The sequence below is a fragment of the Plesiocystis pacifica SIR-1 genome (genome assembly GCF_000170895.1).
In the GTDB taxonomy this organism is placed as follows: Bacteria; Myxococcota_A; Polyangia; order Nannocystales; family Nannocystaceae; genus Plesiocystis; species Plesiocystis pacifica.
Genome location: NZ_ABCS01000001.1, coordinates 278,146 through 303,083 on the forward strand (window position 1 = coordinate 278,146; position 24,938 = coordinate 303,083).

Genomic DNA, 24,938 nt, shown 5'->3' on the forward strand with positions numbered 1-24,938 from the left:
CCTGGACGAGCCGACGCCGCTGAGCAACCATCGCGGCGCCGTGCACAGCCGCCCGCAGATCAGCCCCGAGCGCGCCGCTCAACTCGCAGCCGAATGGTTCGAGGGCCAGCTCGACGCGCCCGCCGAGCTCGACAGCTACGCCGACCGCAATTTCCTGGTCCGCGCCCCGGACGGGACCAAGGCCGTGCTCAAGGTCCCCAACGTCGAGCTGGCCGAGGACATCGACCTGCAGATCGCCATCTTGAAGTGGTTGGAGGCGCGACCGTCGGCGCCCTTGGTGCCCCGGGTGCTCGGGCCCACGCGGACCATCGAGGACGACGCGGGGCGACCGACCCGGGCCTGGATGGTGGGCTGGATCGAGGGCGAGCTGTGGTTCGACGCTTCGCCCACGCCCGCGCTGCGCGAGGAGCTGGGCGCGGCCCTGGGCCAGCTCGCCCGGGACCTCGAGGACTTTCGCCACCCGGGGATGGAGCGTCACTTCGCCTGGAACCTCGCCGAGGCCAACTGGATCGCCGAGGAGCTGCACCGCTTCGAGGACCCGGCCCGGGCCGAGCTCGTGTGCGACGCGCTGATGCAGTTCCAGGGCCGGGTCCTGCCGCGCCTGGCCGAGCTGCCGACCCAGGTCATCCACGGCGACGCCAACGACAAGAACCTCGCCGTCGCCGAGGGCCGCCTCGTCGGCGTGTTCGACTTTGGCGACGCGTGCTGGTGTCCGGCGGTGTGCGACCTGGCCATCGCGCTGGCCTACGCGGCCATGGATCTGCGCCTCGGCTGCGCCCTGCCGGAGGTCGCGGCCGCGTGCGCGCAGGTCTGCGCCGGCTATCACGGACGTCGGCCGCTCACCGCCCTCGAGCTCGACCTGCTCTACGACCTGCTGCGCGCCCGCCTGGCCGTGAGCGTGACCAGCTCGACCCGCGCCCGGGAGGCGGAGCCCGACAACGCCTACGTCAGCGCGTCCGAGCAGGGCGCGTGGTCCGTGCTCGAGGCCCTCGGCGCCGTGGGCCGGCGGGCGTTCACGGCGACCGTCGCCGAGGCGTGCGGGCTCGCGCTCGCGCCCCGAGTCCCGGGGGCGCGCACGGGGGACGAGCTGCTCGCGGCTCGCCGCCGCCGCCTCGGACCGAGCCTGAGCCTGAGCTACGCGTCGAGCGGGATGCCGCTCTACATCCGTCGTGGCGAGGGGAGCTGGCTGTTCGACGAGCACGACCAGGCCTTCCTCGACTGCGTCAACAACGTGTGCCACGTCGGCCACTGCCACCCGCGCGTGGTCGAGGCCGGCGCGGCCCAGATGGCGCGGTTGAACACGAACACGCGCTACCTCCACGAGGGCCTCGTCGACTACGCCGAGGCTCTGTGCGCGACCTTGCCGGCGCCCCTCGAGGTTGTGTACTTGGTCAACTCTGGCAGCGAGGCCAACGAGCTCGCCCTGCGCCTGGCCCGGGACTACACCGGGGGCTTCGACGTGGCGGTGCTCGACGCCGCCTACCACGGCAACACCGGCAACCTCGTCGACATGAGCCCCTACAAGTTCGACGCGCCCGGCGGTCGGGGGCGGCGCGAGTGGGTCCACGTCCTCCCGACGCCCGATCCCTATCGCGGAGCCCACGGAGACGACGGCCCGGCCTACGCGGCTGCTCTCGACGCTGCGGACGCGGCCGCGCGTGGCCGGGGGAGCCGCCTCGCCGCCTTGTTCTGCGAGTCGGTGCTGGGCTGCGCCGGCCAGGTCGTGCCCGCGTCGGGCTTCTTGGCCGCGGCCTACGCCCGCGCTCGGGCGGCGGGCGCCGTGTGCATCGCCGACGAGGTCCAGGTCGGCTTTGGCCGCGTCGGCGACGGGATGTGGGCCTTCGAGGCTGAGGGCGTCGTGCCGGACATCCTGACCCTGGGCAAGCCGATCGGTAACGGTCACCCGCTCGGGGCCGTCGTCACCACGCGGGCCATCGCCGAGGCCCTCGGCGGCGGTCGCATGGAGTTCTTTTGCACCTTCGGCGGCAACCCGGTCTCGGCGGCCGTGGGCGCGGCCGTGCTGGCCGTCATCGAAGACGAGGGCCTCGTCGCCAACGCCCGCGACACCGGCAGCTGGCTGCGCGGCGCGTTCGAGCAGCTGGCGGCGGATCCGGTGCTCGGGCGGGGCATCGGGGAGGTCCGCGGGCGCGGCCTCTTCATCGGTGTCGAGTTGGTCGAAGACCGATCGACCAAGCGCCCCGACGCGGCGCGAGCCTCGGCCATCGTCGCCCACGCGCGGGCTCGGGGAGTGCTGCTGAGCACGGACGGACCGGCGCGCAATGTCATCAAGATCAAGCCGCCGATCTGCTTTGCCGATGTTGAGGCGAGGATCCTCGCCTCGACCCTGGCGCGAGCCTTGTCCGCTACCATGCGCTGACCGTGTCCGCCCGTAGCAGGATTCGAACATCGCCTGGCACCTTCGCGCTGGCTCTCGCCCTCGGCGGACTCGTCAACGCGTGGGGCTGCACCTCGGACACCAGCACCGACACGAGCAAGCCCGGGGACGCCCCGCCCGAGGGCGCCGAGCTACCCACGCCGCCCGTGGCCAAGGTCGTGCCCCACGAGCTCGAGGCCCACGGCCAGGTCCGCGTCGACAACTACTACTGGCTGCGCGATCGGGAGTCGCCCGAGGTGATCGACTACCTCGAGGCCGAGAACGCCTACACCGAGGCGATGACCGCCCACACGGCGACGCTGCGCGAGACCCTCGAGGCCGAGATGCTCGCGCGCATCGACCAAGACGACGTCAGCCCGCCGGTGCGCGAGCGCGACTACCTCTACTACGAGCGCTGGGCCGAGGGCGCCGACTACCCGGTGCACTGCCGAAAGCGCGGGAGCCTCGATGCGCCCGAGGAGGTCATCCTCGACGTTCAGGCGCTGGCCGAGCCCCTCGGCGAAGGGGCCTACTACGCCGCCTACGGCCTCGACGTCAGCGAGAGCCAGCAGCTGCTGGCCTTCGCCGAGGACACCGTCGGGCGGCGCATCTACACCATCCGCTTCAAGGACCTGAAGACCGGCGAGCTCCTTGACGAGCAGATCCCCGAGGCCTCCGCCGACCTCACCTGGGCCGCCGACGACCAGACCCTGTTCTACGTGCGCAAGGACCTCGAGACCCTGCGCAGCTACCAGGTCTGGCGCCACATCATGGGCACGGATCCCGCCAAGGACGAGCTGGTCTACGAGGAGGCCGACGACACCTTCGGGGTCTCCGTGTGGCTGACCAAGTCGCGGGACTACGTCGTCATCGACGCGTGGCAGACCCTCAGCGACGAGTCGTGGATCATCGACGCCCACGCGCCGACGAGCGCCGCCAGGGTCGTCCAGCCGCGCGAGCGCGGCCTCGAGTACGACCTCGCCCACCGCCCGGGCAAGCGCGGGGGCGAGTTCATCCTGCGCACCAACCTCGACGCGCCCAACTTCCGGATCATGCGCACGCCGGTCGGGAAGACCACCAAGGACAACTGGACCGAGCTCGTCGCCCACCGCCCGGAGGTGCTCGTCGAGGGCTTCGAGGTGTTCTCCGACTACCTCGTCATCGACGAGCGCGAGCGCGGCCTGATGAAGCTGCGCGTGCGCCCCTGGAAAGAGGGCGACGCCGGCAGCCACGTCATCGACTTCGGCGAGCCGACCTACTCCGCCTACACCGGCGGCAACCTCGTGCTCGACACCACGACCCTGCGCTACGTCTACAGCTCCATGACCACGCCGTGGTCGACCTACGACTACGACCTGGCCACGCGCGAGGCCGTGCTCGTCGACGAGGACAAGGTCCTCGGCGGCTTCGACAAGGCCAACTACGTGACCGAGCGCCTCGAGCTCCCGGCCCGCGACGGCACCCTCGTGCCCGTCTCGCTCGTGCGCCGCAAGGACACCCCCGTCGACGGCAGCGCCCCGCTGCTCGTCTACGGCTACGGCTCCTACGGCTCCAGCCTCGACCCGAGCTTCTCGTCCACACGCCTGAGCCTCCTCGATCGCGGCTTCGTCTACGCCCTCGCCCACGTCCGCGGCGGCGAGGACCTGGGCCGGGGCTGGTATGAGGACGGCAAGCTGCTCAACAAAAAGAACAGCTTCACCGACTTCATCGACGTCACCGAGCAGCTGCTCGAGGGGGGCTACGGCGCGCGCGACAAGGTCTTCGCCTACGGCGGCAGCGCCGGCGGTCTGCTCATGGGCGCCATCGTCAACATGCGCCCCGACCTCTACACCGGGGTCGTCGCCGCCGTGCCCTTCGTCGACGTCATGACCACCATGCTCGACGCCTCCATCCCGCTGACGACGGGCGAGTACGACGAGTGGGGCAACCCCAACGAGCGCAGCTACTACGACTACATGCTGAGCTACTCGCCCTACGACAACGTCGAGGCCAAGGCCTACCCGGCCATGCTCGTGACCACGGGCCTGCACGACTCCCAGGTCCAGTACTGGGAGCCGGCCAAGTGGGTCGCCAAGCTGCGCGCGCTCAAGACCGACGACAACCCCTTGCTGCTCAAGGTCGACATGAGCTCGGGCCACGGCGGCAAGTCGGGCCGCCTGCAGTCCCTCGAGGACACGGCCTTCAAGTGGGCCTTCTACATCGATCTAGCCCAGGCGAATTGAGCCTGGCCTCGCCCTCGCGGGCAGTCGGGATGACCGGATTCGAACCGGCGATCCCCGGTTTCCAAAACCGGTGCGCTGCCACTGCGCCACATCCCGTGATGCATGAAAGTCGAGATGACCGGACTCGAACCGGCGACCCCCGGTTTCCGAAACCGGTGCGCGACCACTGCGCCTCATCTCGATAGTCGGGATGGCCGGAATCGAACCGGCGACCTCCTGCGTCCCGTGCAGGCGCGCTCCCACTGCGCTACATCCCGAAGGTTTGAGGTGAAATGATGCCCATGAGGGGCGAAGTCCATGGGGCAGGGATCGAACCTGCCCACGTCCGAAGACGCCACGGCACTACAAACCGCTGCCTCACCATTGAGGCGTCCCATGGAGAGTCGGGATGACTGGAATCGAACCAGCGACCTCCTGCGTCCCGTGCAGGCGCGCTTCCACTGCGCTACATCCCGAGCTTGGTTGGGTTGGGATCGGGATGGCCGGATTCGAACCGGCGGCCTCTCGCATCCGAAGCGAGCGCGCTGACCAAGCTGCGCCACATCCCGTAATATGTCGATTCAAATGCAGTCACTATCCGCGGCGGGCCACGGCCGCGACGTCTGGGTCGCGCGCCAGGAGCCGGGGCGACATGTCGTCCCAAGTCCGAGGTGGTCCGAGCGGGGGGCAGGTGTGGGCCTGCGCTGCACCCCACGCGCGCCGAAGGTCGGCGGTCGAGCGGGGGAATCTTCCCGTATTCAGTTGTTGGTTGCGCTCTTCGACCCGAAGAGGGGGGCTCAGCTGCCCATCGCAGGCGGCTGAGCCGGCGGATAGAGGCGCGGAGCAGGGCTGACAGGCGACGGGATCACCAGCGCACGCTGGGTCATCGCCTTGTCGAGGTGCTGCATCATCGCGTTCATCACGTCGTCTCCCGTCGGAAGCTCTCTGGGTGTAGCGCGGCGGGGGGCGGAGTCAAGGCAGTAAAACAAAAAAAATGCTCATAGTTCGCCGAGGGGAAACTCGGCGTCGATTCGGTACTTCGCGCCGGCCGAGGTCAGCACGCTGGAGTAGAGCTGGACGGCCCGGACGGGGAAGCTGGGCGAGGCGAACGAGCTGTGCGCGGCCACCCACGCGCCCACCTCTTGGGCGGGGGCGCGCTTGAGCCGGGCGACGGTCACGTGCGGCGTGTACTTGCGCCGCTCTCGGGGCAGCTGCTGGGCGTCGAGGATCGCCGCGGTGCGCTGATGCAGCAGGCGCAGCGGGTCGCTCTCGCGCGCGCCGATCCACAGGGTGTTGGCCTGGCCGCGCGGCGGGAACACGCCGCTGCCGAACAGCTCGAGCTCGAAGGCGGGGGACTCGAGCGCGCCCAGGGCCGCGCGGAGCCGGCGAGCCTCGCCCCCGTCGACCTCGCCGATGAAGTGCAAGGTCAGGTGGAGCTGCTCGCGGGTCTGCCAGCGCGCGCCGTGGATGCCTCCGCGGAGCAGCTCGAGTTCGAAGTCGATGGGGTCGGGGAGATCGATGGCCAGGAACAGGCGCGGCACCGCCTGGAAATACGCGATCGCAGGGCGAGGCGCCCGAAAAAAGTCGGGGCAGGGCGGGAGCGGGGCGACGGCGCGCGGTATAGAGGGCCATGCGCTGGCGCAACCTCGCCCCCTCGATCTCGCTGTGCTCGTGCCTGGTGCTGCCCGTTGCGCTCGGGTGCGCGGCCAGCAAGGACGACGCGGGCGGGACGAAGGCCCCCGCCGAAGCAGGGATGACGAGCGAGAGCGGGGCCGGGGTGGTCGCGGGCGGAAGCCCGAGCGACGGCCTCGAGCAGCGGACCGAGCTGCCCGCCTCGCTCGTCGCGGAGCTGCGCCTCGTTGGCGATGACGCCAGCGGCCGTTTGCTGACCCTCTCGCCCAGGGTCGTCGCCACGGCCGCGTGCAGCGACTGCGGCGCCCCGAGCTACCTGCGCTTCGTCGCCCTGCGCTGCCGCGACGACCAGTACTGCGAGGTGCTGACCGAGTCCTGCGAGGGCAGCGTGGCGCAGACCGAGGCGGGCACCTTCGAGCTCGCCTTCACCCCCATCGCGGGGGTCGAGGTCGAGGCGGGGCTGTGCGAGGGCTTCACCGGGAGCTACGAGGTCCTGCGCCAGGCCACAACCAACGAAGAGCCCCAGGACGAGGCGTCCCAGGGCTCCGAGTCCGTCGATTGAGCGGCGCTCAGTTCATGAGGGTCCAGGGGAAGCCCTCGCCGCAGCCGCCCGCGAGGTTGGCAGCGTCGGCGGGCTCGGCAGCCTCGGCCGCCTCGGCCGCCTCGGCGTCGTAGACGGTCTGGCAGTAGTACAGGCTGTCGCCGTCCCAGGCCCAGTCGAAGCGGCTGAACAGCCCGGCGGACCACTCGTTGTTCGCGTCGTTCTCGGCGATCAGGTAGTCCGCCTCGTTGTCGTAGTCGAGCACGTGGAAGAGCAGGGCGTCCTGCTGCCACTGCGCGTCGGTGATGGTGTGCTCGCTGCCCCACTCGTCGACGTACTCGCCGACGATCTCGAGGCCTTCGGTACCGGTGGTGTCGGTCTCGGTGGTCTCGTCGGTGGACTCGGTGGTGTCCTCGGTCCCGACGTCGTCCTCGGAGCTGGACTCGTCGGTGGACTCGGAGCTGCCGTCCTCGGAGCTGCCGTCCTCGGAGCTGCTGTCGTCCTCGGTCTCCGTCTCGGTGCCGACGGTGTCCGAGTCGGCCTCGGCGGCCTCGTCGTCACCGTCGCCGAGGTCGACGACGCAGCCGCTGGCGGCGAGGCCGAGCAGGGTCAGGGTGGTCAGGGTGCGCAGCGACAGGCTGCGCGCGAACGACTCGATCTTGGCGTTGGTCATGGTGCCTCATCCTCCCCTCGGGGATGTCGTGCAGACCCGCGCCTATGGGGATGGTGGGGGCGCGGGCACCTTCGGCAGGTCTTCGGACTCGTGGGTCGACCTAGTGACCGTCGCTTCCCAGCTCTTCGGAGCCAGTGCCATTGACGGCGTTCGTCACCACTCACCGCTGCGGGGCAGTTCCGGCGTTGAACCGGATTCCCTCTTGCGACGCCCATGCGGGCGAACCGGAGGCGCGCCCTCCTTAGCCGAGGGGCCGGTTTCGGTCAATCGCCCCGCTCGGGGAGTGCTCACGAGTCGGAGTCTGCGACCGAATCGAAGCCCCGCTTGCGGGGGCGACCCCAGGCCTTCTCAGTAGCCGGCCGGGACGGCGCCGTGCAGGAAGCTGATGGTGTTGGGCTCGCTGGGGCGGGACCACAGCGCGCCCGTGGGCTGCTCGGGGGTGCCGGCGGACAGGCCCTCTTCGACGGACCAGGTCGGCCGCTCGCCCGGGCCGAGGCTGTGCAGGCCGCTCTGCCACGGGCCGATGATGTAGGTGTGACCGGCGGCGCGGCAGCCGAAGAAGTCGGTCCAGCCCTCGGCGAAGCGCTGGCCGGGGACGGCCCCGAAGGTCTCGCAGGTCCGGAACCACCACAGGCCCGTGCCAGGGACCATGCGGTCGCGGATCGCCGCGAGCGGGGCGCGGTGGTCGTGCTCGCCCTCGAGGGAGGCGAGGCCGAGGTGCTCGGCGTCCATGCGCGCGTTGCCCCACTTGCCGTGGCCCCAGAACTGAATCTCGGCGATGGGTCGAGCGCCGGGGTAGTCGGCGAGCCAGCGCAGGGCCTCGCCCCAGTTGTCGAAGCCCTTGCGATCGTCGATGCGGCCGAGGGCGGAGTAGAGCACGCCGCCGCTGGCCCAGGCGTGGCTCAGGCCGGGCCCGGGCAGGCGCTGGGCGGTCCGGCCGATCGCCCGAGACACGCGCGCGCCGATGGAGTCGCCGGTCTTGCGGTCGAGGGCCGTGAGCAGGTCCCGGGTGCACGTCCGGTCGTAGATCATCAGGCGCAGCGGAGCACTCACGGTCACTCAGCTTAGCAGCCTGCGGGAGGCGGGGCTGGTAGGGTGGGCGGGTGCGCAGCGAGGCGCTCGAACAGTTCGTCGTCGAGGAGGCTGGGGTGGGGGCGCCGCGGGGGGCGAGCTGGAGCCGCGTGGACGAGGGGCAGGGCGCGAACCGGGTGTGGCGGGTGCGTTGGGGCCCGGGGAGCTCGGTGATCGTCAAGCGCTGCGGCCCCGGGCGAGCCTTTGTCCAGGAGCGTCGAGCCGCGACGCGTTGGGCTCCGGCGGTCGCCGATGCCTCGCGCGGCCTGGGCCACGCGCGGGTGCTGGCTGCGAGCCAGGCCCTGCGCTGCCTCGTCTTTGTAGACGCGGGTCGAGGCGAGGAGCAGGTCGCGCTGTCGCCCGCGGCCTTCGCCTGCGCCGGCCGCTACCTCGCTCGGCTCCACGCGCTGCCCGTCGACGAGCGCGATCCCGTGCCCTTGGTCGAGGCCCTCGCGCGACGGGAAGCGCGGTGGCTCGAGGGGGCGCCCGAGCTGCGAGCCGTCGCCAGCTCGCTGGGTCCGGGGGCGCTCGCGGACGCCGACTGGGGCCCGCGGGTGCCCTGCCACCGAGACTTTCAGCCCGACAATTGGCTGTGGGATGGTCGCACCCTCACGGTCGTGGACTTCGAGCACGCGCGCCCCGACGCCCGGGCTCTCGATCTCGCCAAGCTGTGGACGCGGCTCGACGGCGACGTCGATGCTCGGGCCAACGCCGCGTTTTGGTCTGCCTACCTCGGGCCCGAGCCGTGCTCTCCGAGCTTCCTCGCCCAGCTGCGCGCCGGCTTGGTGCTCCACGGGCTCGCCAGCGTGGCGTGGGGGCGGAGCCACGACGACGAGGCTTTCGTGGCGGAGGGCGAGCGGGCCGTGGCGTTGGCGCGATCCGGACGCGAGCCTCCGAACCCGCGGGCCGGAACGCCTTTGGCTTCACTTTGAACTTAACTTTGGGGACCCCGAACCCGTATATTCTGGCACGTGGTGCACGCCTGGCGAAGTACCCGGGAGATGATGATGAAACGCCTGTCTACCTTGCTGACCGCCCTCGCCCTGACCCCCTCCGCGCTGCTCGTCGCCTGCGGCGACTCTGGTGGAGAAGAGGGAGGCGGTGACGAGATCGGCGCGACCGAGAGCGAGTCCGAGAGCAGCACGGGCGACGCCGGCACGGACACGGAGACCGGCAGCGAGGACGCGACCACGACCGAGACCGACAGCTCGACCGACGCGGACACGGAGACGTCGACGGACACGGAGACCGAGACGGACACGGAGACGTCGATGGACACGGAGACGTCGACGGACACGGGGACGGACACCACCGAGGAGAGCACCGACACCACCGAGGGGGAGACCGAGACCACCGACGAGGGCATGATGGAGAGCTCCGAGGACGAGATGCCCTGCGTCGAGCTGAGCGCGACCCTCGAGCCGGTGCCGCCCAACGTCATGATGGTGCTCGACAAGTCCGGCAGCATGTTCACGAACACCTGGGACCACGACAACAACGGCGGGACGCCGCAGATCACCCGGTGGAACAGCCTCTACGACGTGGTCGACAACATCACGACGACCTTCGACGACTCGATCAACTTCGGCGCGAACCTGTTCCCCTCGACGCTGGCGCAGAACATCTACGGGCCCCAGGCCTGCACCACCTCGAACTTCCCCGAGGTCACCGTGGGGGAGAACAACTCCGCTCAGATCCTGGCGACCATCCCCGGCCCCGGCGTGACCGCTTCCTACGGCGGGACGCCGGCGACCCTGGGGGTGACGACGGCCTACAACCACCTCACGAGCCTCGACCCCGAGCTCCCGCGGGCGATGATCCTGGTCACCGACGGCGCGGCCAACTGCGACCAGAACGCGGCCAACAACTTCCAGCTCTTCGACGTCTACGACGACGGCTTGCCGGTCATCGTGGGCACGGCCGCCGCCAACGGCGTGCCGACCTACGTCGTCGGCATCGACATCATCAACCAGACCATCAACGACGGCATCGGCGGCGATCCAAACGGCATCAACCCCACCGTCGTGCTCAACGAGGTCGCCGCCGCCGGCGGGACCGGGAGCTTCTTCAACACCGAAGATCAGGCCGAGCTCGAGGCCGCGCTCACGGACGTCGTAGCGAGCGTCCAGACCTGCACCATCCCGCTCTCGGAGGAGCCCTTCTTCCCCGAGTTCACCGAGGTCATCGTCGGCGGGCAGAGCTGGGACATGATCAACGACTGCGGCGACGGGGACGGCTGGTTCTACTCGGACCCCTACACCACCATCGAGCTGTGCGGGGCGGCCTGCGACGCGCTCAAGCAGGCCGGTGAGGCGGATATCGACTACTACTGCAACCCGGGGTGAGCCTCAGCGCAGCCCATCCTCTCCCATGGACTCGGTAGCCATGGTGCCGCCAGCGAGCTCGCTCTGCTCGAGCACGAGGGCGTCGACCTCGATCTCGATCAATAGCTCTGGGCGGATCAAGCTCGACACCTCGACCATGGTCGTCGCAGGCGGATGCCCCGCGAACACTTCGGCGTGGGCGCGGCCAAATTCTTCCCAGCGCTCGATGTCGGTCACGAACATCCGGGTCCGGGTGACGTGCTCGACGCCCGCGTCGAGCTCCGCGAGGGTGTTGGCGATGATCTCGAAGCAGCGCTTGGCCTGGGCGTAGCCGTCGTCGCCGCCGCACGGTTGACCGTCCTCGCCCAGGGCGACGGTGCCGGTGACGTAGATGTGTCCGCCTGCGCGGACGGCTCGGCAATAGCCGACCTTGGCTTCCCAAGGGGCACCCGTGAACACTCGGCGGCGGCTCATGGGGTGACTGTATCTTCGTCCTCGGCCCCGTCCTCGAGCGCGAGGCCCATCGGGCGCACCCTCCGCTGAGGGGGCGTCGACGCGGGCGATCAGGCTCTCGCCGAGGCCCATGAGCCGTGTGAAAAGTTACGAGTGGGGGGGCAACATTTGGTGATGGATTTTACGAGAGAGACTTCGACTGAATGCAGCCACTCCGATCGCGCACGGCGCTCAGCAGTGGGGCGGCGCTCACGTGGCGGATGGGTCGAGTTTGTCGACCAAAATCGGACAAAACGCGGAAAATCTGACTCGAAGCGCGTGTTCCGTGAAGGGCGCAGAACACGTGGACGGCCTCCCGTGACGCTTGGCTCTCGGTAGCTTTCAGAAGTTCGAATTCAGACTTTTCTGTTGCATGAACCACCTTCGGCTTGCATAAAGGTGACCAGGCGTTGCTCACAAAAAGGGGTTCTAAGGTGAAGTTCGATACTATTTTTGGCACTGGGACGCTTACCGTCGCGTGCCTATCCATGACTCTCGTGGCCGCTCCCGGCTGCCAAGGCGATGACGCCGACGGCGGCGGAGACGACGAGGTCGGAGAAGACAACGGAGAAGATGCCGACGGGACGACCGACGGCACGGATGAGGGCACTGGTGAAGAAGGGGGAGACGACTTCATTCCTCCCCACGGCGGCATGCGGCGCATGCTGGACCACCAGTACGTCAACTCCATCGGGTACATGTTTGGTGACGAGGCGCAGGCCGTGGCGGATCCGCCCGGCGACCTCGCCCTCCACGGCTACGACGCCATCGGTGCGGCAGAGATTGCTCCTGGCCTCGACCTCGTCGAGCTCTACGAGACCTCGGCGCTCGAGATCGGTGACGCGGTGGTGGCCAACCCCGGACGCCTGGCCTCCTTCGTGCCCTGCGTGACCGAGTCGCCCGGCCAGGCCTGCTACACGGACATCGCTCAGACCCTCGGTCACATCGCGTGGCGTCGTCCGCTGACCGACGCGGAGGTGTCCGAGATCGTCGACATCGCCCTCGAGGCGGAGGAGTGGGGCGAGGGAGACTTCAACGCGGGCCTCAAGTACGAGCTGGTCCGCATCCTGCTCTCGCCGAACTTCATCTACGTCAAGGAAGTCGGCGTCCAGGACGCGAACGAGCCCGAGGAGTTCTGGCTGACCGGGCCCGAGATGGTCACCCGCGTGTCGCTGCTCATCAACGGCCGCATCCCCAGCCTGGCGACCCTCGAGTCCGCCGAGGCCGGCAACTACGACTCCGTCGACGCCATCGAGGACTTCGCGCGGGCCCTGCTCGCCGACCCCTCGGCCCCCGACGCCATCTCCGAGTTCTTCGGCGAGTACCTCGACCTGCGCATCCCGGGCAAGAACCTGGACGCGTTCCCGAACTACAGCGAGGCCCTCGCGGACTCGATGCTGCAGGAGACCGACATGCTCCTGCGCCACGTCATCTGGGAGGCCGACACCGACTGGCGGACCTTCTACGACGCGGACTTCACCTTCATCGACCAGAACCTGGCCGACCTCTACGGCATGGCCGCGCCCGAGGAGCCCTTCGGTCAGGTCGAGCTGCCCGCCGACCAAAACCGCGCGGGCTTCCTGACCCAGGGCACCTTCTTGGCCCGCAACGCCCACGCCGACGGCAACTCGACGACGCGCCGCGGCCACTACATCCAAGAGCGGATGTTGTGCTTCACGATTCCGCCGCCACCGCCGGACGTGAACCCGAACATCCCGGAGATCCCCGAGGGCGAGCAGATGACCCTGCGCGAGGTCATGGAGCAGATCCACCTCGAGGAGGAGTCCTGCGCCAGCTGCCACAAGGACATGGATCCGCTGGGCTTCGTGCTCGAGAACTTCGACGCCCTGGGCCAGTGGCGGACCGAGGACAACGGCCTGCCCATCGACTCCGTCGTCGACTACGGCGACTGGGGCACGATGTCCAACGGCGTCGACCTGGCGACCAACGTCGCCATGGACCCGCGCACGACCCAGTGCCTGGTCAACAACATCATCCGCTTCGGGCGCGGCTCGCTCGAGGACTTCAACAACGAGAGCGACGAGATCCTCGAGCTCTACGCCGACTTCGAGACGGCCAACTTCCGAGTCAAGGAGCTGCTCGTGTCCTTCGTGACCAGCGAGCTGTTCCGCCAAGTGGGTGAGCCCAAGTAGGGCGGGAAGCAGGAAAACGTCATGCGCAAGTTCCTCAAGCGTCGTACCTTCCTTCGCGGTGCCACCATTGGTGGCGTCGCTACCGTCGCCCTGCCCAAGCTGGACGCCATGCTCAACCTCGAGCAGACGGCCTTCGCCGACGGCAGCACGGACGCCGTCCGCTATCTGTCCTGGTTCATGGGCAACGGCTTCGTCCTCGACCGTTTCGAGCCCGTGGGGACCGGCGAGAGCTGGCAGCTCAACGCCCACATGCAGCCCCTGGCTGGCGTCAAGGACTACCTCAACGTCGTCACGGGCCTGACCAACCGCTCGAAGGAGACCATCACCCACCACGAGGGGATGACCGTCTTCAACGGCTACACCATGGTCGACATCGGCCAGGGTCAGGGCTTCTTCTCGAACCCCGGCGGCCCGACCCTCGACCACCTCATCTCCGAGGCCCTCGCCGGGCAGACGCCGATCAGCGGCATCCACCTGGGCGTGTCCAAGGCCCAGAGCCCGGCCGACTACGGCTGGACCATGCACGCGCTCTCGCACCGCGGCTACCTCCAGCCCAACGAGCCGATCACCAGCCCCTCGGCGGCCTGGCAGTCGCTGTTCGGCAACCTGATGCAGGATAAGGATGACCGCGAGCTCCGGCTGAGCATCCTCGACTCCATCAAGCCCGAGGTCGACACGCTCAAGAGCGAGCTGGGGCCCCAGGACAACATGCGCCTCGAGGCGCACCTCGAGAGCATCGCCGCGCTCGAGGCCAAGCTGGCCGTGGCGGCGCCGCTGTGCGAGCTGCCCATGGACCCGATGTTCGAGAACAGCGAGCCCATCAACAACGAGCAGCTGACGCTGGTCAACGAGTTGATGAGCGACCTGATGGCCTACGCGTTCAGCTGCGACCTGACCCGCGTGGCCACGCTGATGTTCCTCGAGGGCGCCGCCGAGCCGCAGCTCGGCGAGGTCCAGGGGGCGCAGGGCTCGTGGCACAACGCCAGCCACAACACCAACACCTGGGCCGTCGGCAACTACTACGACAACGGCCAGATCTACATGATGGAGCGCTTCGGCTACCTGCTCGAGAAGCTGCGCGACACGCCGGACTTCGACGGGAACAACCTCCTCGACAACACCATCGCGCTGATGAGCTCCGACGCCTCCGACGGCTCGGTGCACGCCATCACGCGTCAGCCCATGCTGCTCGCTGGCTCGGGCCGCGGCTACCTCAAGTACCCCGGCATCCACTACCAGCCGGCGCCGCTGTCCGGGAGCTACAACTACGGCCAGTGGCCGACGCCCTCGTCGGGCAACTGCTCCGACGTGCTGCTCTCGATCCTCCAGGCCTTCGACCCGACGGCCACGTGGGTCGGCGAGGAGCCGGACCAGTGGGGCGAGGGCGCGGGCTCCGGCACGCCGCTGCCCGACATCCTGGCCTGAACGCCGGCGCCAGGCGGCCTTCGCCAGCCTGCGCCGCGCATCTCGACCTGAGGGGTCCCGCTCGACGCGGGGCCCTTTTCGTTTGCGGTAGGCTGAGCCATGCCTGGACTCGCCCTGACCCGTCCCCGTCGCGCTCCTCTCGGCTTGTGCCTGTGTTCTGCCCTCGCGCTGGGCTCCGGGTGCTCGGACTCCGGCGGAGGCGGCGACGAGGTCGTGGGCCCGACGGACGACTCGAGCGAGGCCGACAGCGCCGGGGTGAGCTCGGGGGAGAGCACGGAGTCGAGCTCCGAGGGCTCGAGCTCGAGCAGCACGGAGTCGAGCTCCACGGAGAGCACGGAGAGCAGCGAGGAGGGAGAGGAGGACAGCTCGGGCGACGGCGTCAAGTTCGACGTCGGCGGGCAGGACTCGACCGGCGGGGGAGGGGACTGCTTCCAGTGCTCGGCGGACCTCCACGAGGTCCTGGACTGCTTCGGCGCGGTCGTCGAGGAGTGCGAGCCGGACGAGGCCTGCGACAGCAGCACGTGGTCGTGCTCGCCGGCTTGCGAGGCCGTGGTCACCAACAAGTCGTCGATCGGCTGCGAGTACTACCCGACGGAGATGGACAACACCTCCGGGACCAACACCTGCTTCGCCGCCTACGTGGCGAACACCTGGAACGAGAACCTGCACATCACCCTGGAGTACGGCGGCCAGGCCCTCGACATCGAGAGCTTCGCGCGCATCCCCGTGGGCTTTGGTCCGGGCCTGAGCCTCGACGACTACGACGCGGACCAGGGCCTGGCCCCCGGCGAGGTCGCGGTGCTCGTGCTCAACGGGCCGAGCCCTGGGGGCGGCGGCGTGCCCTGCCCGATCACGCCGGCGATCGGCCAGGACACGCGGGTGAGCGGGACGGGCCTGGGCACGGCCTTTCGCGTGACCACGGACCGGCCGGCGGTGGCCTACCAGATCAACCCCTACGGCGCGGGCGTCGGCGCGGCCGTGGCGGGGGCCTCGCTGCTGATCCCGACGAGCGCCTGGGACACCAACTACGTCGCCGCGGACGCCTACCACGACGACCTCAGCGGCCGCGATCCTTCCATGAACATCATCGCGACCGAGGACGGGACGACGGTGAGCATCGAGCCGATCGTGCCCGTGGTCGGCGGCGGCGGGCTCCCGGGCGGGCCGGCCAATCAGCTCTACGAGTTCACCCTCGACGCGGGCGAGCACGCCCAGTTCTCCCAGGACGCGGAGCTGACCGGGAGCATCGTCGAGTCCGACAAGCCGATCGGGATGATGGCCGGGCACTCGGGGCTGCGCGTGCCGGTGGGCACGGCCTACGCCGATCACGGCGAGCAGATGATCCCGCCGATCCGCGCCCTGGGCAGCGAGTACGTCGGGGTGATGCACAAGCCGCGCGGCAACGAGGGGGCCGTGTGGCGCCTGGTCGGGGTCCTCGACGGCACCCAGCTGAGCTGGACCCCCGAGGTCGGCGGGCCCGCGACCCTCGACCAGGGCGAGGTCGTCGAGTTCGTGACCGCCGACGCCTTCGTGGTGTCCTCACAGGACGAGGAGCACCCCTTCATGCTGCACACCTACATGAGCGGCTCAGGCTGGGCGCCGATCGGGATGTCGGGCTACGGCGACTCGGACTTCGTGATCAGCGTGCCGCCGCAGCAGTACCTCGAGAGCTACGTGTTCTACACCGATCCCTCCTACCCCGACTCGAGCCTGGTCATCATCCGGGCCCGGGAGTACGGGCAGTTTTGGCCCGTCGACCTCGACTGCTACGGCCCCCTCGACGGCTGGCAGCAGGTCGGCGAGAACTACGAGTGGACGCGGGTCGACCTGATGACCGGCAACTACCAGGCCGTGGGCAACTGCGCCACGGGGGTGCACCAGATCGACAGCGACGCGCCCTTTGGCCTGTGGGTGTGGGGCTGGGGGACACCGCAGACCTCGGAGTTCACCCAAAACCGCTCCTACGGCTACCCCGGGGGCATGAACCTGCGGACGATCAACGACATCGTGATCACGCCGCAGGGCTGAGTCGTGGACGTGGGGCAGGGAGGGCGTGGCGTCGTCCACGACGGCTAAAGCAGACAGAGGGTTGGCCAAACTCGTTTTGGCCGACCCTCTGAGTCGTGGACGTGGGGCAGGGAGGGCGTGGCGTCGTCCACGACGGCTAAAATAGTCAGGGGCTGTGGATTCATTCACTGCCCCTGAGGGGGGCTGGCGTCAGGGTGTGGCGGTGACGGCTGCGTAGACGCAGATGGTGAACTTGCCGCCCGCCCAGCAGGCCTTGTCCTTCGTGGACCGCTCGGCCTCGCCCCAGCGCGAGTTGATGCCTTCGCTCGTCAGCCCGCGGACCTCGGCCACGCCCTCTTCGGTCACGGTGACGGTGAGCAGCTCGGCGCCGTCGAAGCTCGACTTGGCGAGGGCCTCGATGGAGAAGCTGCCCTTGCCGTCGCCGGCGAAGGTGAACTTGCAAGGGTCGTCGTAGATCGCTCCGCCCGCGGCGACCTTGCAGCGCGCCTCGGTGGCGCGGGGCTTTTTGGGCTCGGGGCTGGGCTTGGCGGCCGGGTCAGCCTCGGCTTTGGCGTGGGGCTCGGGTTCGGCGTCGGGCTTGGGTTTGGCGTCGGCCTCGGACTTGGCATCCGCCTCGGCCTCGGCGTTGGGCTTGGCGGCTGTGTCGGCCTCGGCCCTGGCCGGCGGGCTCGAGTCGCACGCGGAGGTCCCGAGCAGGAGAGTCAGGCAGGGGATTGCGAGGGCGTGGAGCCGACGGGGCATCGCGGCCAGGGTAGCGCTCCAGGCTCCGGACGGGCAGGGTCGAGGTTGTGGCGGTCCTCCGCGGTGTAGCTTCCTGCCTCAGTCACTGAGTGGCGCAAGCTGCGGGTTTTCTGAGCACGAGGCGCGCGGGCAGTCGCGGGCACTTCCTCGACGGAATTCGTGGGTCGGGGAGGCCGATCTTCGCGAGCTCGGTTCGCCTTCGGGTCCATGGAGATCGGACGATCAAATGCACACCGATACTGCAAATATCCACTCGCAGTGGAGTGAGTGTGGCGAAATGCCAATGCTCGTAGTGCTGGAAGGTGGAATCACATCACTCGTTTGCATACATCGACGTTCATGACCCAGGGGCCTGGTGTCGCGTCTTGAGCGAGCGGGGGAGGCAACGCCATGGTCATTCGCAAATGTTCTGTCTACACTTCCGATGCAGCCATCGCGCGAGCATTTGCGGTTGGGGGGCAGGGAGTCATGACGGAGCATAGAATTGCAGTCGCGTCGGTGTTCGAGCGTTACGAGTGGGTCAGTCGATTGCTGACCAGCTACCTGGGCCTTCGGGCCAGCCTCGGTGAGGTCGAGACCCTGGCGACGAGCCTGGACGACCCTCGCCTCGGCGAGGCGCTGCTCGGGGTCCACGGCTGGCTCCGGGCCCGCAGCCAGCTCCGCGGGTGTACGGAGCTGAGCCTGTGCGACATCGAGGCCGGCCTCGAGGCGATCACCGAGGCCGTGAGCGGTCGGGAGCAGCTGTGCGAGCGCGACCTGTCGGGCATGCCTTACCAGCTGCGCGCGGTGATCCGCGCGTTGATGGGCCTGGACGGGAGCCTTGGCAGCCTCGAGGTCGGGCTTGGCGAGCGCGAAGCCGACGCGCCCTTGCCTCGCAAGCGCGGCCGGAGCGGGTCCATGCCCTGGCCGACGCCGGGCCAGTCTCTGTCGGAGACCATCGAGCAGGCCCTCGCCCTCGCCCAGACCGACGAGGGGACGCGGCTCGAGTACCTCGGCGCGGTGCTCTTCGACGACCTGCTCGCGCGCTTGAGTCGACGCCTGAGCGAGGGCTCGAGCCCGGGGGGGCGGGCCCGTCAGGCCGCCAACGGCCCGGCGCTGCTCGGCCGCCAGGACTTCGCCACCTTGGGTCTGGGCCTGGAGTTGATGCTGGTCGGCGCCCGGCGACGCAACGCCAACATGCACGCCCGGGCGGGCGGGGCCATGCGGATCGAGCGGGCGACGATGCAGGCCGACGCCGAGGCCATCGAGGCCCGGGCGACGCGCTGCGTCCGGGGCCTGCGTCGCTCCCTGCTCCGCGGTCAGCGACCGGCGCTGCTGCGCGAGCTCTACGAGGGCCTCGCCGCCTTGCCGGTGTTGGTGTGCGAGGCGGGGGAGCACCTCGGCCTGGTCGACAGCCTCGGGGCCTCGGTCCACGACCACCCGGTGGCCCAGGTCCAGGCGATGTTGCTCGACGCGGCCCAGGATCTCGAGGCCTTCGCACTCGCCTCGACCTGGCTCCTCGATCGCGCCTCGGCGGGGGCGTCGATCGACGACGCCGTGCGGGCGGTCCGCTCGCTCCGGGTCTCGGCCAGCCGGGCGTCCATGCGCGAGCGGTGGATCTTCGGGGTGCTCACGCCGCCCCTGCGCCGAGGCGGCGGGCTGACCTCGACGCTGCGTTTTCGCCACGACGAGGACGACCCGCAGTCTTGGTACTCCATCCAGCTCGACATCCCCGCGGCCCTGCGCCGGCGCATGCAGGCCGCGTCGTCGATGCGCGTGGCCATCGACCTGACCCACCGCGACGGCTACACCCTGCGCGCGCCGAGCTGGCCCGAGGAGAACACCTGGGACGCGCTCTTGCACCGCTGGGCCTCGCAGTGGTTCCAGCTGCCCGAGCCTGGGGTGGCGGTGTTCGACGCCCAGCCCGACCTCGATCGCTTCCTGCTCCGGCCGGCGGCCAAGCCCAACTGAAGTCCTAGTACCGCGTGTCGCGGTACTAGGCGCTCTTCGAGCTGGACTCCGGCCGCCAGCCACCCACGACGACCCGCAGGGCGCGACCGCGGCGGTGGCCGGCGCGGCGCTGGTTCGAGCGCGCGGCGGCTCGCTCGGCCCGCCCCTTGGCGGCGGCGAGGCGCAGGGCGGCGTCCATCAGCTCGCGCCGGGACTCGACGCCGACCTTGGCGAGCACGCGGCGAGCGTGCCACTGGGCCGCGGACTCGGTGATGCCGAGGCGCTTGGCCATGGCCTCGGGGCTGCGCCCGAACAGCAGCATCTGGGCGACGGGGAGCTCATCGCCGTGGAGCTCATGGGCGGCCGCGAGCTGCTCGATGAGCCCGCGCAGCAGCGAGTTGGCCGAGAGCGCCTGGCAGTCGGCGGAGCGGCGGCGGTTGGCGGGGGCGTCCGCGGGCACGCAGGCCTTGGCGATGAAGGTGCCGGAGATGGAGCTGGTGGCGCGAGGGGTCGAGACGAGCATGGTCATGGCGGGCGGTTCCTCTTGGTGCCCAACAAAGATGCAACCCCAGGGGGCGGACCGTCAGGGACCGAGCTGTCGCCCCGGCGTCACCGATGGCGACGGCCGGGATGGGGCGCTGGGAGGGGGTTGGCGGCCCATCCGAGAGGTTGGCACGCTCGGTGGGGCCTCTCGAACCGAGCGTCACCATTGGTCACCGATGGCAACGAGAAATCGCCCGCATCGACGCTGGGGCGGCGGTCTACCGGACCCGGGTCGCGCGCGCGGCCGGGGTGCTCGGGGCGCGCAGCGAGACCCTGCGCGTTGGCCTACTGGGGGTTGATGACCGCCAGCTTGAGGCCGCCCGGGTAGGCGTAGGAGGTCACGCTGGTGTAGCCGACCTGGGTCACGCCGAAGGGCTGCTCGCTGGTCGCAAAGTGGGCGCCCTCGCTGACGGCGAAGTCGGCGATCTCCCACGCGCCGACGGTGTAGAAGTCGGTCACGGTCTGGCCGTCGACGGTCACGTCGGCTCCGCCAGCGGGGCGGACGATCTGCGCGTAGTGCTGGGTGTAGTTGGTCCCGGTCACGAAGGCGTAGGCGTCGAGGAACTGCTCCGTGGGGACCATCTGGTACATGGAGGGGTCGCCCGTGCCCGCGCCGCCGCTTTGGCCTTCGAGGTACTGGACCGGGAGGAAGGGCCCGGAGCCCGAGAAGATGAAGCTCTCTTGGGTGGCGAACTGGTGGTACTCGCCCTTGTCGAGGGTCACGGGGAAGCCGGGCTGGCTCGGGGTCGTGTCGATGGTCACCCCGTCCTCGCCGGAGTAGACGCGCCAGTGGTAGCTCTCGTTGCCGCGCTGCGGGGCGTGGGCGCCGACGTACTCGTCGCCCCAGTACTCGAGGGGCAGCATGAGCTCCTCGAGGTGGTCGCAGTAGAGCACCGCCGGGTACATCGGCACGTTCGCGCACTCGCTCGCGCCGGCGAGCCACACGGGCTGGTCCGCCGTGATCACCGTGCCCGAGAGGTCCTGGTACTGCTGGGCGACGACGACGTTGAGGGTGTCGTAGCGGTCGAGGGCGACGCTCGTGCTCCCGCCCATCTGCAGGGCCGGGACGCCGCCACCCCCGGCCGTCGGCGAGCCCGCGACGAACTCGAGGTTGGTGCCGTCGTTGATCGCGATGGCCGTGAAGTAGCTGGGGTAGTGGGCGCTGAAGGTCCCGGGCCAGGACGCGACGACGTAGTTGCCGGTCAGCGCGTGCTCGGGCAGGATCATGGACGCGTCGTTGGTGGCCTGAGAGCCGATCGGCGAGTGCACGTAGGCGACGACGGGGTTGTCGGTCTCGACCCGGTAGACGCCGCCGGTGCGCACCGTGGTCACGCTCTCGATCTGCGCGTTGTTCAGCTCGAAGGTGTGCGTGGCCTGGGGCGGGATGACCACGGGGGCGCCCTGGGCCTGCTCGGTGTTGCTGTCGTTGGGCACGAAGTAGAGCTGGGCCGTGACCGGGTCGTCCGAGGACACGTTGCCGATCACCAGCGAGTCGGGCTGGTCGGCGTGCAGGTTGTCCATGCGGTTGGCGAAGAAGGAGCAGCCCACGGAGCTCGGGTTGAGCTCGGCGAGGGTGCAGCTGTCGATGCACTCTCCGGCGACGCACTCGGTCGAGTCGGGGCAGGGCACGGGCGGATCCCAGTCGCTGCCCTCCTCGTTGCACATCTGGGTGTTGTCGGCGTCGAAGCAGGTGACCTCGCCGGGATCGCAGATCTGGCCGGTGGTCTCGGTCTCGGTGGTCTCGCCCGTGGAGCTCTCGGTCTCGTCGGCGCTCTCCTCCGCGCTCTCTTCCTCGGTGGTCTCGGCGTCGGTGCTCGAGTCCGTCTCGGTGGTCGTCTCGCCCTCGGAGCTGGACTCGCCAGACTCGCTGTCGGAGCTGGAGGTGCCGTCGGCCGTGACCTCGTCGCCGCCTGCATCCGTGTCCTCGGCGGCGCGCTCGTCCGTGGCGTCGTCGGTGCACGCGGCCGCGGTCAGGCCGAGGGTCGGGACGAGGAGAGCGAAGAGGGGCGCGAGGGAAGGCGAAGCGAAGCGCATGCCCGCATGGTAGCCGCGAATCTCGGCCGCGATGCCGGCCGATACCCGGCTCAGAATTTGGCGCGCACGCCCTTGGGTCCGATTTTTACGGACGCGCTCCCGGCTTTGGCCTCGAGCCCGTCGGGGCCAGCCTTGGCCGAGGCGTCGCCCGCCTTGGCCTCGAGCCCGTCGGGGCCGGCCTTGGCCGAGACCTCTCCGCCAGCATGGGCCTCGACGCCCTGGGACCCGGCCTGGACCGAGGCGTCGCCGGCCTGAGCCTTGGCGCCGTCGCTGCCGACCTGGGCCGACGCACCGCCGGCCTGGGCCTTGGCGCCATCGTTGCCGACCTGGCCGATGCGTCGCCGGCTTGGGCCTTGGCGCCGTCTTCCCCAGCCTGCGCTTCGGCCCCACCGTCGCAGCCGAACAGCAAGGCGACGCTCGCGGAGACGATGAGGTGAGCGGCTCGGGCGCGGGTCATGGCGAGAGCTTGCCACACGGCTGAGCTCGCGGCGTCCCGCGAGGGCAGCGGGAACGGATTGGACGATGCCGATTGCCGCAGGGCAATCGGTATTCGTTTGACCATGGTCTGAGGTTCAGGATCTCGATCGACACGGAATGCCCAGGAAGAAACTCATAAAACAAACATTTAATTCGAACAATGAAAATGTTTGAGCTAGAGTCCGCGGGAAGGCCCCTGCGAGAACCCATGCAGCGAATTCAGTACCTTTTTGCGCTCTCCTTCGCCCTTGGACTGTCCGCGTGCGGACCCGCCAAGGTCGTCGACGACCCCGTGGGGACGGGCACGGACGAAGCCGGTGACGAGAGCACGAGCACGGACTCGGGTACGAGCACGGACACCAGTACGAGCACGGACTCCAGCTCCAGCGAGGAAGAGGACAGCGCGGACTTCATCCCGCCCGAGGACACCGGGCCGTGGGAGGACCCCTGCGACCTGTTCGAGCAAGACTGCCCCGAGGGGGAGAAGTGCGCGCCCTACTCGACCACGGGAGGCAGCTGGGACGCGACCAAGTGCGTGCCCATCCTCGGCGACCAGGCCGAGGGGGAGCCCTGCACCTACGACGGGACCGCGGCCGGGACCGACGACTGCGACGGCACGGGCATGTGCTTCAACACCGACCAGGACGGCGCTGGGACCTGCCACAGCTTCTGCATCGGCAGCGTCGACAGCCCGACCTGCCCCGAGGTCGAGGGCTGCGGCGGGCTGAGCTGCCTGATCGGCGGCGACTCGACCGTGGCGGTGTGCGTCCCGGGTTGCGACGCGCTGGACCAGGAGAGCTGCGGCGAGGGCATGGGCTGCTACTGGGTCAACGCCAACTTCCAGTGCGTGTTCGCGGCCGACACGATCCCGACGGGCCAGCCCTGCGCCTTCGTCAACGACTGCGCCCCGGGCAACCTCTGCGTCAACGCCGAGGAGCTGCCCAGCTGCGAGGGTGATGCCTGCTGCGCCGAGTTTTGCGAGCTCGGCCTGGCCGAGAACCCTTGCTCGCAGGACGGCACGGTGTGCGTCGACGCCTTCGCCGAGGTCGAGGACATCTGCGCCGCTGGCGTGTGCATGGTCGAGCCCTGAGCGCGATCGTGCACTACCATGGCTCGGCATGGCTGAGCTGAAGACCAAGGCCAACGACGGCAGCGTCGAGGACTTCCTCGACCGGGCCACCAACGAGGAGTCGCGCGCCTTCGCCGAGGCGATCGCCGAGATCATGGCGGAGCTCACCGGCGAGCCCGGGCGGATGTGGGGCTCGAGCATCGTGGGCTTCGGCAGCTACGCCTACCGCTACCCCACGGGCAACTCCGGGGTGTGGATGCGGACCGGCTTTTCGCCGCGCAAGGCGGCGATGAGCATCTACGTGATGTCGGGCTTTGGGTCCTTCGACGCGATCATGGGGCGGCTGGGCAAGCACAAGGTCGGGAAGTCCTGCCTCTACGTCAAGCGGGCCAGCGACATCGACATGGACGTGCTGCGCGAGCTCCTCGCGGCTTCGCTCGAGAAGATGGCGCAGATGTATCCCGACGATGGGCCGGAGCAGGCGGAGTCTGCGAAGAAGAAAACGGCGAAGAAGAAGAAAGTGGCGAAGAAGAAGAAAGTGGCGAAGAAGAAGACGGCGAAGAAAAAGGTCGCCAAGAAGAAAGCGGCGAAGAAAAAGGTCGCCAAGAAGAAAGCGGCGAAGAAAAAGGTCGCCAAGAAGAAGACGGCCGCCAAGAAGAAGACGGCCGCCAAGAAGAAGACGGCCGCCAAGAAGAAGGCGACGAAGAAAAAGGCCGCGCGTCGCAAGCGAGCCTAGGGCAGGCCGAAGGCGCGGACCTGGTCCTCGCCGGACGAGTGGCAGCCCGTACAAGTCGAGAGGTCCAGGCCCGCGTAGGCGACGGAGTCGTCCTCTTCGTACTCGGCCCAGAACCACTCGCCGCCGCCGCGCTTTTCCATGATGGCGACGTAGCGCAGCGCCTCGGCGTCGGCGTCCTCCCAGCCGTCCTTGACGATGATCGAGCCCTCGGGCCAGGCGCTGAGGGGCTCGCCGGCTTCGATGGCCTCGCTGACGACCTCGTTGACGTAGATGTCGACGAAGCCGCCGTGGGGCCCAAAGCCGGGCTGCTGCGGGTCGGGCCAGCCCGGGGCGCGGGCGTAGTTCGAGCGGTAGTCGTCGTCGCGGACCTGCTCGAGCAGATCCTCGGCCTGGCCGCGGCTGCAGCCGAGGGCGGTCGAGAGCGCGGCGAGGAGGGAGAGGAGCAGGGCCGGGGCGAGCGGGCGCATGAAGGGCTTATGCCACGGCGGCGCCGAG

The 24,938-nt window shown here is 69.4% G+C and carries 20 protein-coding genes, 6 tRNA genes, 1 pseudogene and 1 riboswitch; of the genes and pseudogenes, 11 read left to right on the plus strand and 16 right to left on the minus strand.

The window, feature by feature from the left end; all coding sequences use genetic code 11:
* Nucleotides 1–40 precede the first annotated feature (40 nt).
* A complete protein-coding gene (locus PPSIR1_RS01045) occupies nucleotides 41–2,377 on the plus strand; it encodes an aminotransferase class III-fold pyridoxal phosphate-dependent enzyme (protein WP_006969107.1) in 2,337 nt (778 codons plus the stop codon).
* A 2-nt stretch (nucleotides 2,378–2,379) separates the two neighbouring features.
* On the plus strand, nucleotides 2,380–4,596 hold the full coding sequence (locus tag PPSIR1_RS01050; RefSeq protein ID WP_006969108.1) for a S9 family peptidase: 2,217 nt from the start codon (nucleotides 2,380–2,382) through the stop codon (nucleotides 4,594–4,596).
* 24 nt (nucleotides 4,597–4,620) lie between these two features.
* On the opposite strand, the gene PPSIR1_RS01055 is transcribed toward PPSIR1_RS01050, so the two are convergent.
* From PPSIR1_RS01055 to thpR, 8 genes are all read right to left on the minus strand, one after another.
* Nucleotides 4,621–4,692, minus strand: a tRNA-Pro gene (locus PPSIR1_RS01055).
* A gap of 13 nt (nucleotides 4,693–4,705) precedes the next feature.
* Nucleotides 4,706–4,777: transfer RNA gene (locus PPSIR1_RS01060), tRNA-Pro, on the minus strand.
* A 4-nt stretch (nucleotides 4,778–4,781) separates the two neighbouring features.
* A tRNA-Pro gene (locus PPSIR1_RS01065) sits at nucleotides 4,782–4,853 on the minus strand.
* A gap of 37 nt (nucleotides 4,854–4,890) precedes the next feature.
* Nucleotides 4,891–4,975 (minus strand) — tRNA-Tyr (locus tag PPSIR1_RS47250).
* A gap of 4 nt (nucleotides 4,976–4,979) precedes the next feature.
* Nucleotides 4,980–5,051: transfer RNA gene (locus tag PPSIR1_RS01070), tRNA-Pro, on the minus strand.
* Nucleotides 5,052–5,069: 18 nt separating this feature from the next.
* Nucleotides 5,070–5,144 (minus strand) — tRNA-Pro (locus PPSIR1_RS01075).
* A gap of 228 nt (nucleotides 5,145–5,372) precedes the next feature.
* A complete protein-coding gene (locus PPSIR1_RS50680) occupies nucleotides 5,373–5,495 on the minus strand; it encodes a hypothetical protein (RefSeq protein ID WP_269744676.1) in 123 nt (40 codons plus the stop codon).
* Nucleotides 5,496–5,573: 78 nt separating this feature from the next.
* Nucleotides 5,574–6,116 (minus strand): RNA 2',3'-cyclic phosphodiesterase, encoded by a 543-nt coding sequence (gene thpR / locus PPSIR1_RS01080; RefSeq protein ID WP_006969109.1) that lies wholly within the window; start codon nucleotides 6,114–6,116, stop codon nucleotides 5,574–5,576.
* An 89-nt stretch (nucleotides 6,117–6,205) separates the two neighbouring features.
* Between thpR and PPSIR1_RS47255 the strand changes: the two genes are divergently transcribed.
* The gene (locus tag PPSIR1_RS47255; RefSeq protein ID WP_006969110.1) at nucleotides 6,206–6,769 is read left to right on the plus strand and encodes a hypothetical protein; all 564 of its coding nucleotides are present in this window, start codon (nucleotides 6,206–6,208) and stop codon (nucleotides 6,767–6,769) included.
* Nucleotides 6,770–6,776: 7 nt separating this feature from the next.
* Here the strand turns inward: PPSIR1_RS47255 and PPSIR1_RS41520 are convergent, their stop codons facing one another.
* Both PPSIR1_RS41520 and PPSIR1_RS01095 read right to left on the minus strand, forming a co-directional pair.
* A complete protein-coding gene (locus PPSIR1_RS41520; protein WP_006969111.1) occupies nucleotides 6,777–7,421 on the minus strand; it encodes a hypothetical protein in 645 nt (214 codons plus the stop codon).
* Between the two features lie 56 nt (nucleotides 7,422–7,477).
* Nucleotides 7,478–7,665, minus strand: a riboswitch (cobalamin riboswitch).
* A 104-nt stretch (nucleotides 7,666–7,769) separates the two neighbouring features.
* Complete coding sequence (locus PPSIR1_RS01095; RefSeq protein WP_232296409.1) at nucleotides 7,770–8,474, minus strand: hypothetical protein; 705 nt, start codon at nucleotides 8,472–8,474, stop codon at nucleotides 7,770–7,772.
* 50 nt (nucleotides 8,475–8,524) lie between these two features.
* Here PPSIR1_RS01095 and PPSIR1_RS01100 point away from each other — a divergent pair, with 50 nt between their 5' ends.
* Together PPSIR1_RS01100 and PPSIR1_RS41525 are read left to right on the plus strand one after the other, a co-directional pair.
* Nucleotides 8,525–9,424, plus strand: coding sequence for a phosphotransferase enzyme family protein (locus PPSIR1_RS01100; protein ID WP_006969113.1), 900 nt, complete (start codon nucleotides 8,525–8,527; stop codon nucleotides 9,422–9,424).
* A 39-nt stretch (nucleotides 9,425–9,463) separates the two neighbouring features.
* A complete protein-coding gene (locus tag PPSIR1_RS41525) occupies nucleotides 9,464–10,837 on the plus strand; it encodes a vWA domain-containing protein (RefSeq protein WP_157595088.1) in 1,374 nt (457 codons plus the stop codon).
* Nucleotides 10,838–10,840: 3 nt separating this feature from the next.
* On the opposite strand, the gene PPSIR1_RS01110 is transcribed toward PPSIR1_RS41525, so the two are convergent.
* Complete coding sequence (locus PPSIR1_RS01110; RefSeq protein WP_006969115.1) at nucleotides 10,841–11,290, minus strand: RidA family protein; 450 nt, start codon at nucleotides 11,288–11,290, stop codon at nucleotides 10,841–10,843.
* A 506-nt stretch (nucleotides 11,291–11,796) separates the two neighbouring features.
* Between PPSIR1_RS01110 and PPSIR1_RS01115 the strand changes: the two genes are divergently transcribed.
* The 3 genes from PPSIR1_RS01115 to PPSIR1_RS01125 all read left to right on the plus strand — a co-directional run bounded on the left by PPSIR1_RS01115 (nucleotide 11,797) and on the right by PPSIR1_RS01125 (nucleotide 16,914).
* A complete protein-coding gene (locus PPSIR1_RS01115; RefSeq protein ID WP_006969116.1) occupies nucleotides 11,797–13,461 on the plus strand; it encodes a DUF1588 domain-containing protein in 1,665 nt (554 codons plus the stop codon).
* Between the two features lie 21 nt (nucleotides 13,462–13,482).
* Nucleotides 13,483–14,886, plus strand: a complete 1,404-nt coding sequence (locus PPSIR1_RS01120) for a DUF1552 domain-containing protein (RefSeq protein ID WP_006969117.1) — start codon at nucleotides 13,483–13,485, stop codon at nucleotides 14,884–14,886.
* A 99-nt stretch (nucleotides 14,887–14,985) separates the two neighbouring features.
* The gene (locus PPSIR1_RS01125) at nucleotides 14,986–16,914 is read left to right on the plus strand and encodes an IgGFc-binding protein (RefSeq protein WP_157595089.1); all 1,929 of its coding nucleotides are present in this window, start codon (nucleotides 14,986–14,988) and stop codon (nucleotides 16,912–16,914) included.
* 189 nt (nucleotides 16,915–17,103) lie between these two features.
* Here PPSIR1_RS01125 and PPSIR1_RS49030 read toward each other — a convergent pair whose 3' ends face one another.
* Nucleotides 17,104–17,655 (minus strand): hypothetical protein, encoded by a 552-nt coding sequence (locus PPSIR1_RS49030; RefSeq protein ID WP_006969119.1) that lies wholly within the window; start codon nucleotides 17,653–17,655, stop codon nucleotides 17,104–17,106.
* A gap of 498 nt (nucleotides 17,656–18,153) precedes the next feature.
* Here PPSIR1_RS49030 and PPSIR1_RS01135 point away from each other — a divergent pair, with 498 nt between their 5' ends.
* On the plus strand, nucleotides 18,154–19,605 hold the full coding sequence (locus tag PPSIR1_RS01135; protein WP_157595090.1) for a hypothetical protein: 1,452 nt from the start codon (nucleotides 18,154–18,156) through the stop codon (nucleotides 19,603–19,605).
* Between the two features lie 25 nt (nucleotides 19,606–19,630).
* Here the strand turns inward: PPSIR1_RS01135 and PPSIR1_RS01140 are convergent, their stop codons facing one another.
* The 3 genes from PPSIR1_RS01140 to PPSIR1_RS47260 all read right to left on the minus strand — a co-directional run bounded on the left by PPSIR1_RS01140 (nucleotide 19,631) and on the right by PPSIR1_RS47260 (nucleotide 22,634).
* Nucleotides 19,631–20,113, minus strand: a complete 483-nt coding sequence (locus PPSIR1_RS01140) for a LuxR C-terminal-related transcriptional regulator (RefSeq protein WP_006969121.1) — start codon at nucleotides 20,111–20,113, stop codon at nucleotides 19,631–19,633.
* Nucleotides 20,114–20,412: 299 nt separating this feature from the next.
* Complete coding sequence (locus PPSIR1_RS01145; RefSeq protein ID WP_006969122.1) at nucleotides 20,413–22,161, minus strand: IgGFc-binding protein; 1,749 nt, start codon at nucleotides 22,159–22,161, stop codon at nucleotides 20,413–20,415.
* A gap of 50 nt (nucleotides 22,162–22,211) precedes the next feature.
* A complete protein-coding gene (locus PPSIR1_RS47260) occupies nucleotides 22,212–22,634 on the minus strand; it encodes a hypothetical protein (RefSeq protein WP_157595091.1) in 423 nt (140 codons plus the stop codon).
* Between the two features lie 212 nt (nucleotides 22,635–22,846).
* On the opposite strand from PPSIR1_RS47260, the gene PPSIR1_RS01155 reads away from it, so the two are divergent.
* Together PPSIR1_RS01155 and PPSIR1_RS50685 are read left to right on the plus strand one after the other, a co-directional pair.
* On the plus strand, nucleotides 22,847–23,728 hold the full coding sequence (locus tag PPSIR1_RS01155) for a hypothetical protein (RefSeq protein WP_045115127.1): 882 nt from the start codon (nucleotides 22,847–22,849) through the stop codon (nucleotides 23,726–23,728).
* A 28-nt stretch (nucleotides 23,729–23,756) separates the two neighbouring features.
* Nucleotides 23,757–24,131: pseudogene (locus PPSIR1_RS50685) on the plus strand (DUF1801 domain-containing protein); the annotation flags it as partial.
* A 308-nt stretch (nucleotides 24,132–24,439) separates the two neighbouring features.
* Here PPSIR1_RS50685 and PPSIR1_RS01165 read toward each other — a convergent pair.
* Nucleotides 24,440–24,910, minus strand: a complete 471-nt coding sequence (locus tag PPSIR1_RS01165; protein WP_006969126.1) for a cytochrome P460 family protein — start codon at nucleotides 24,908–24,910, stop codon at nucleotides 24,440–24,442.
* Nucleotides 24,911–24,938: the final 28 nt, after the last annotated feature.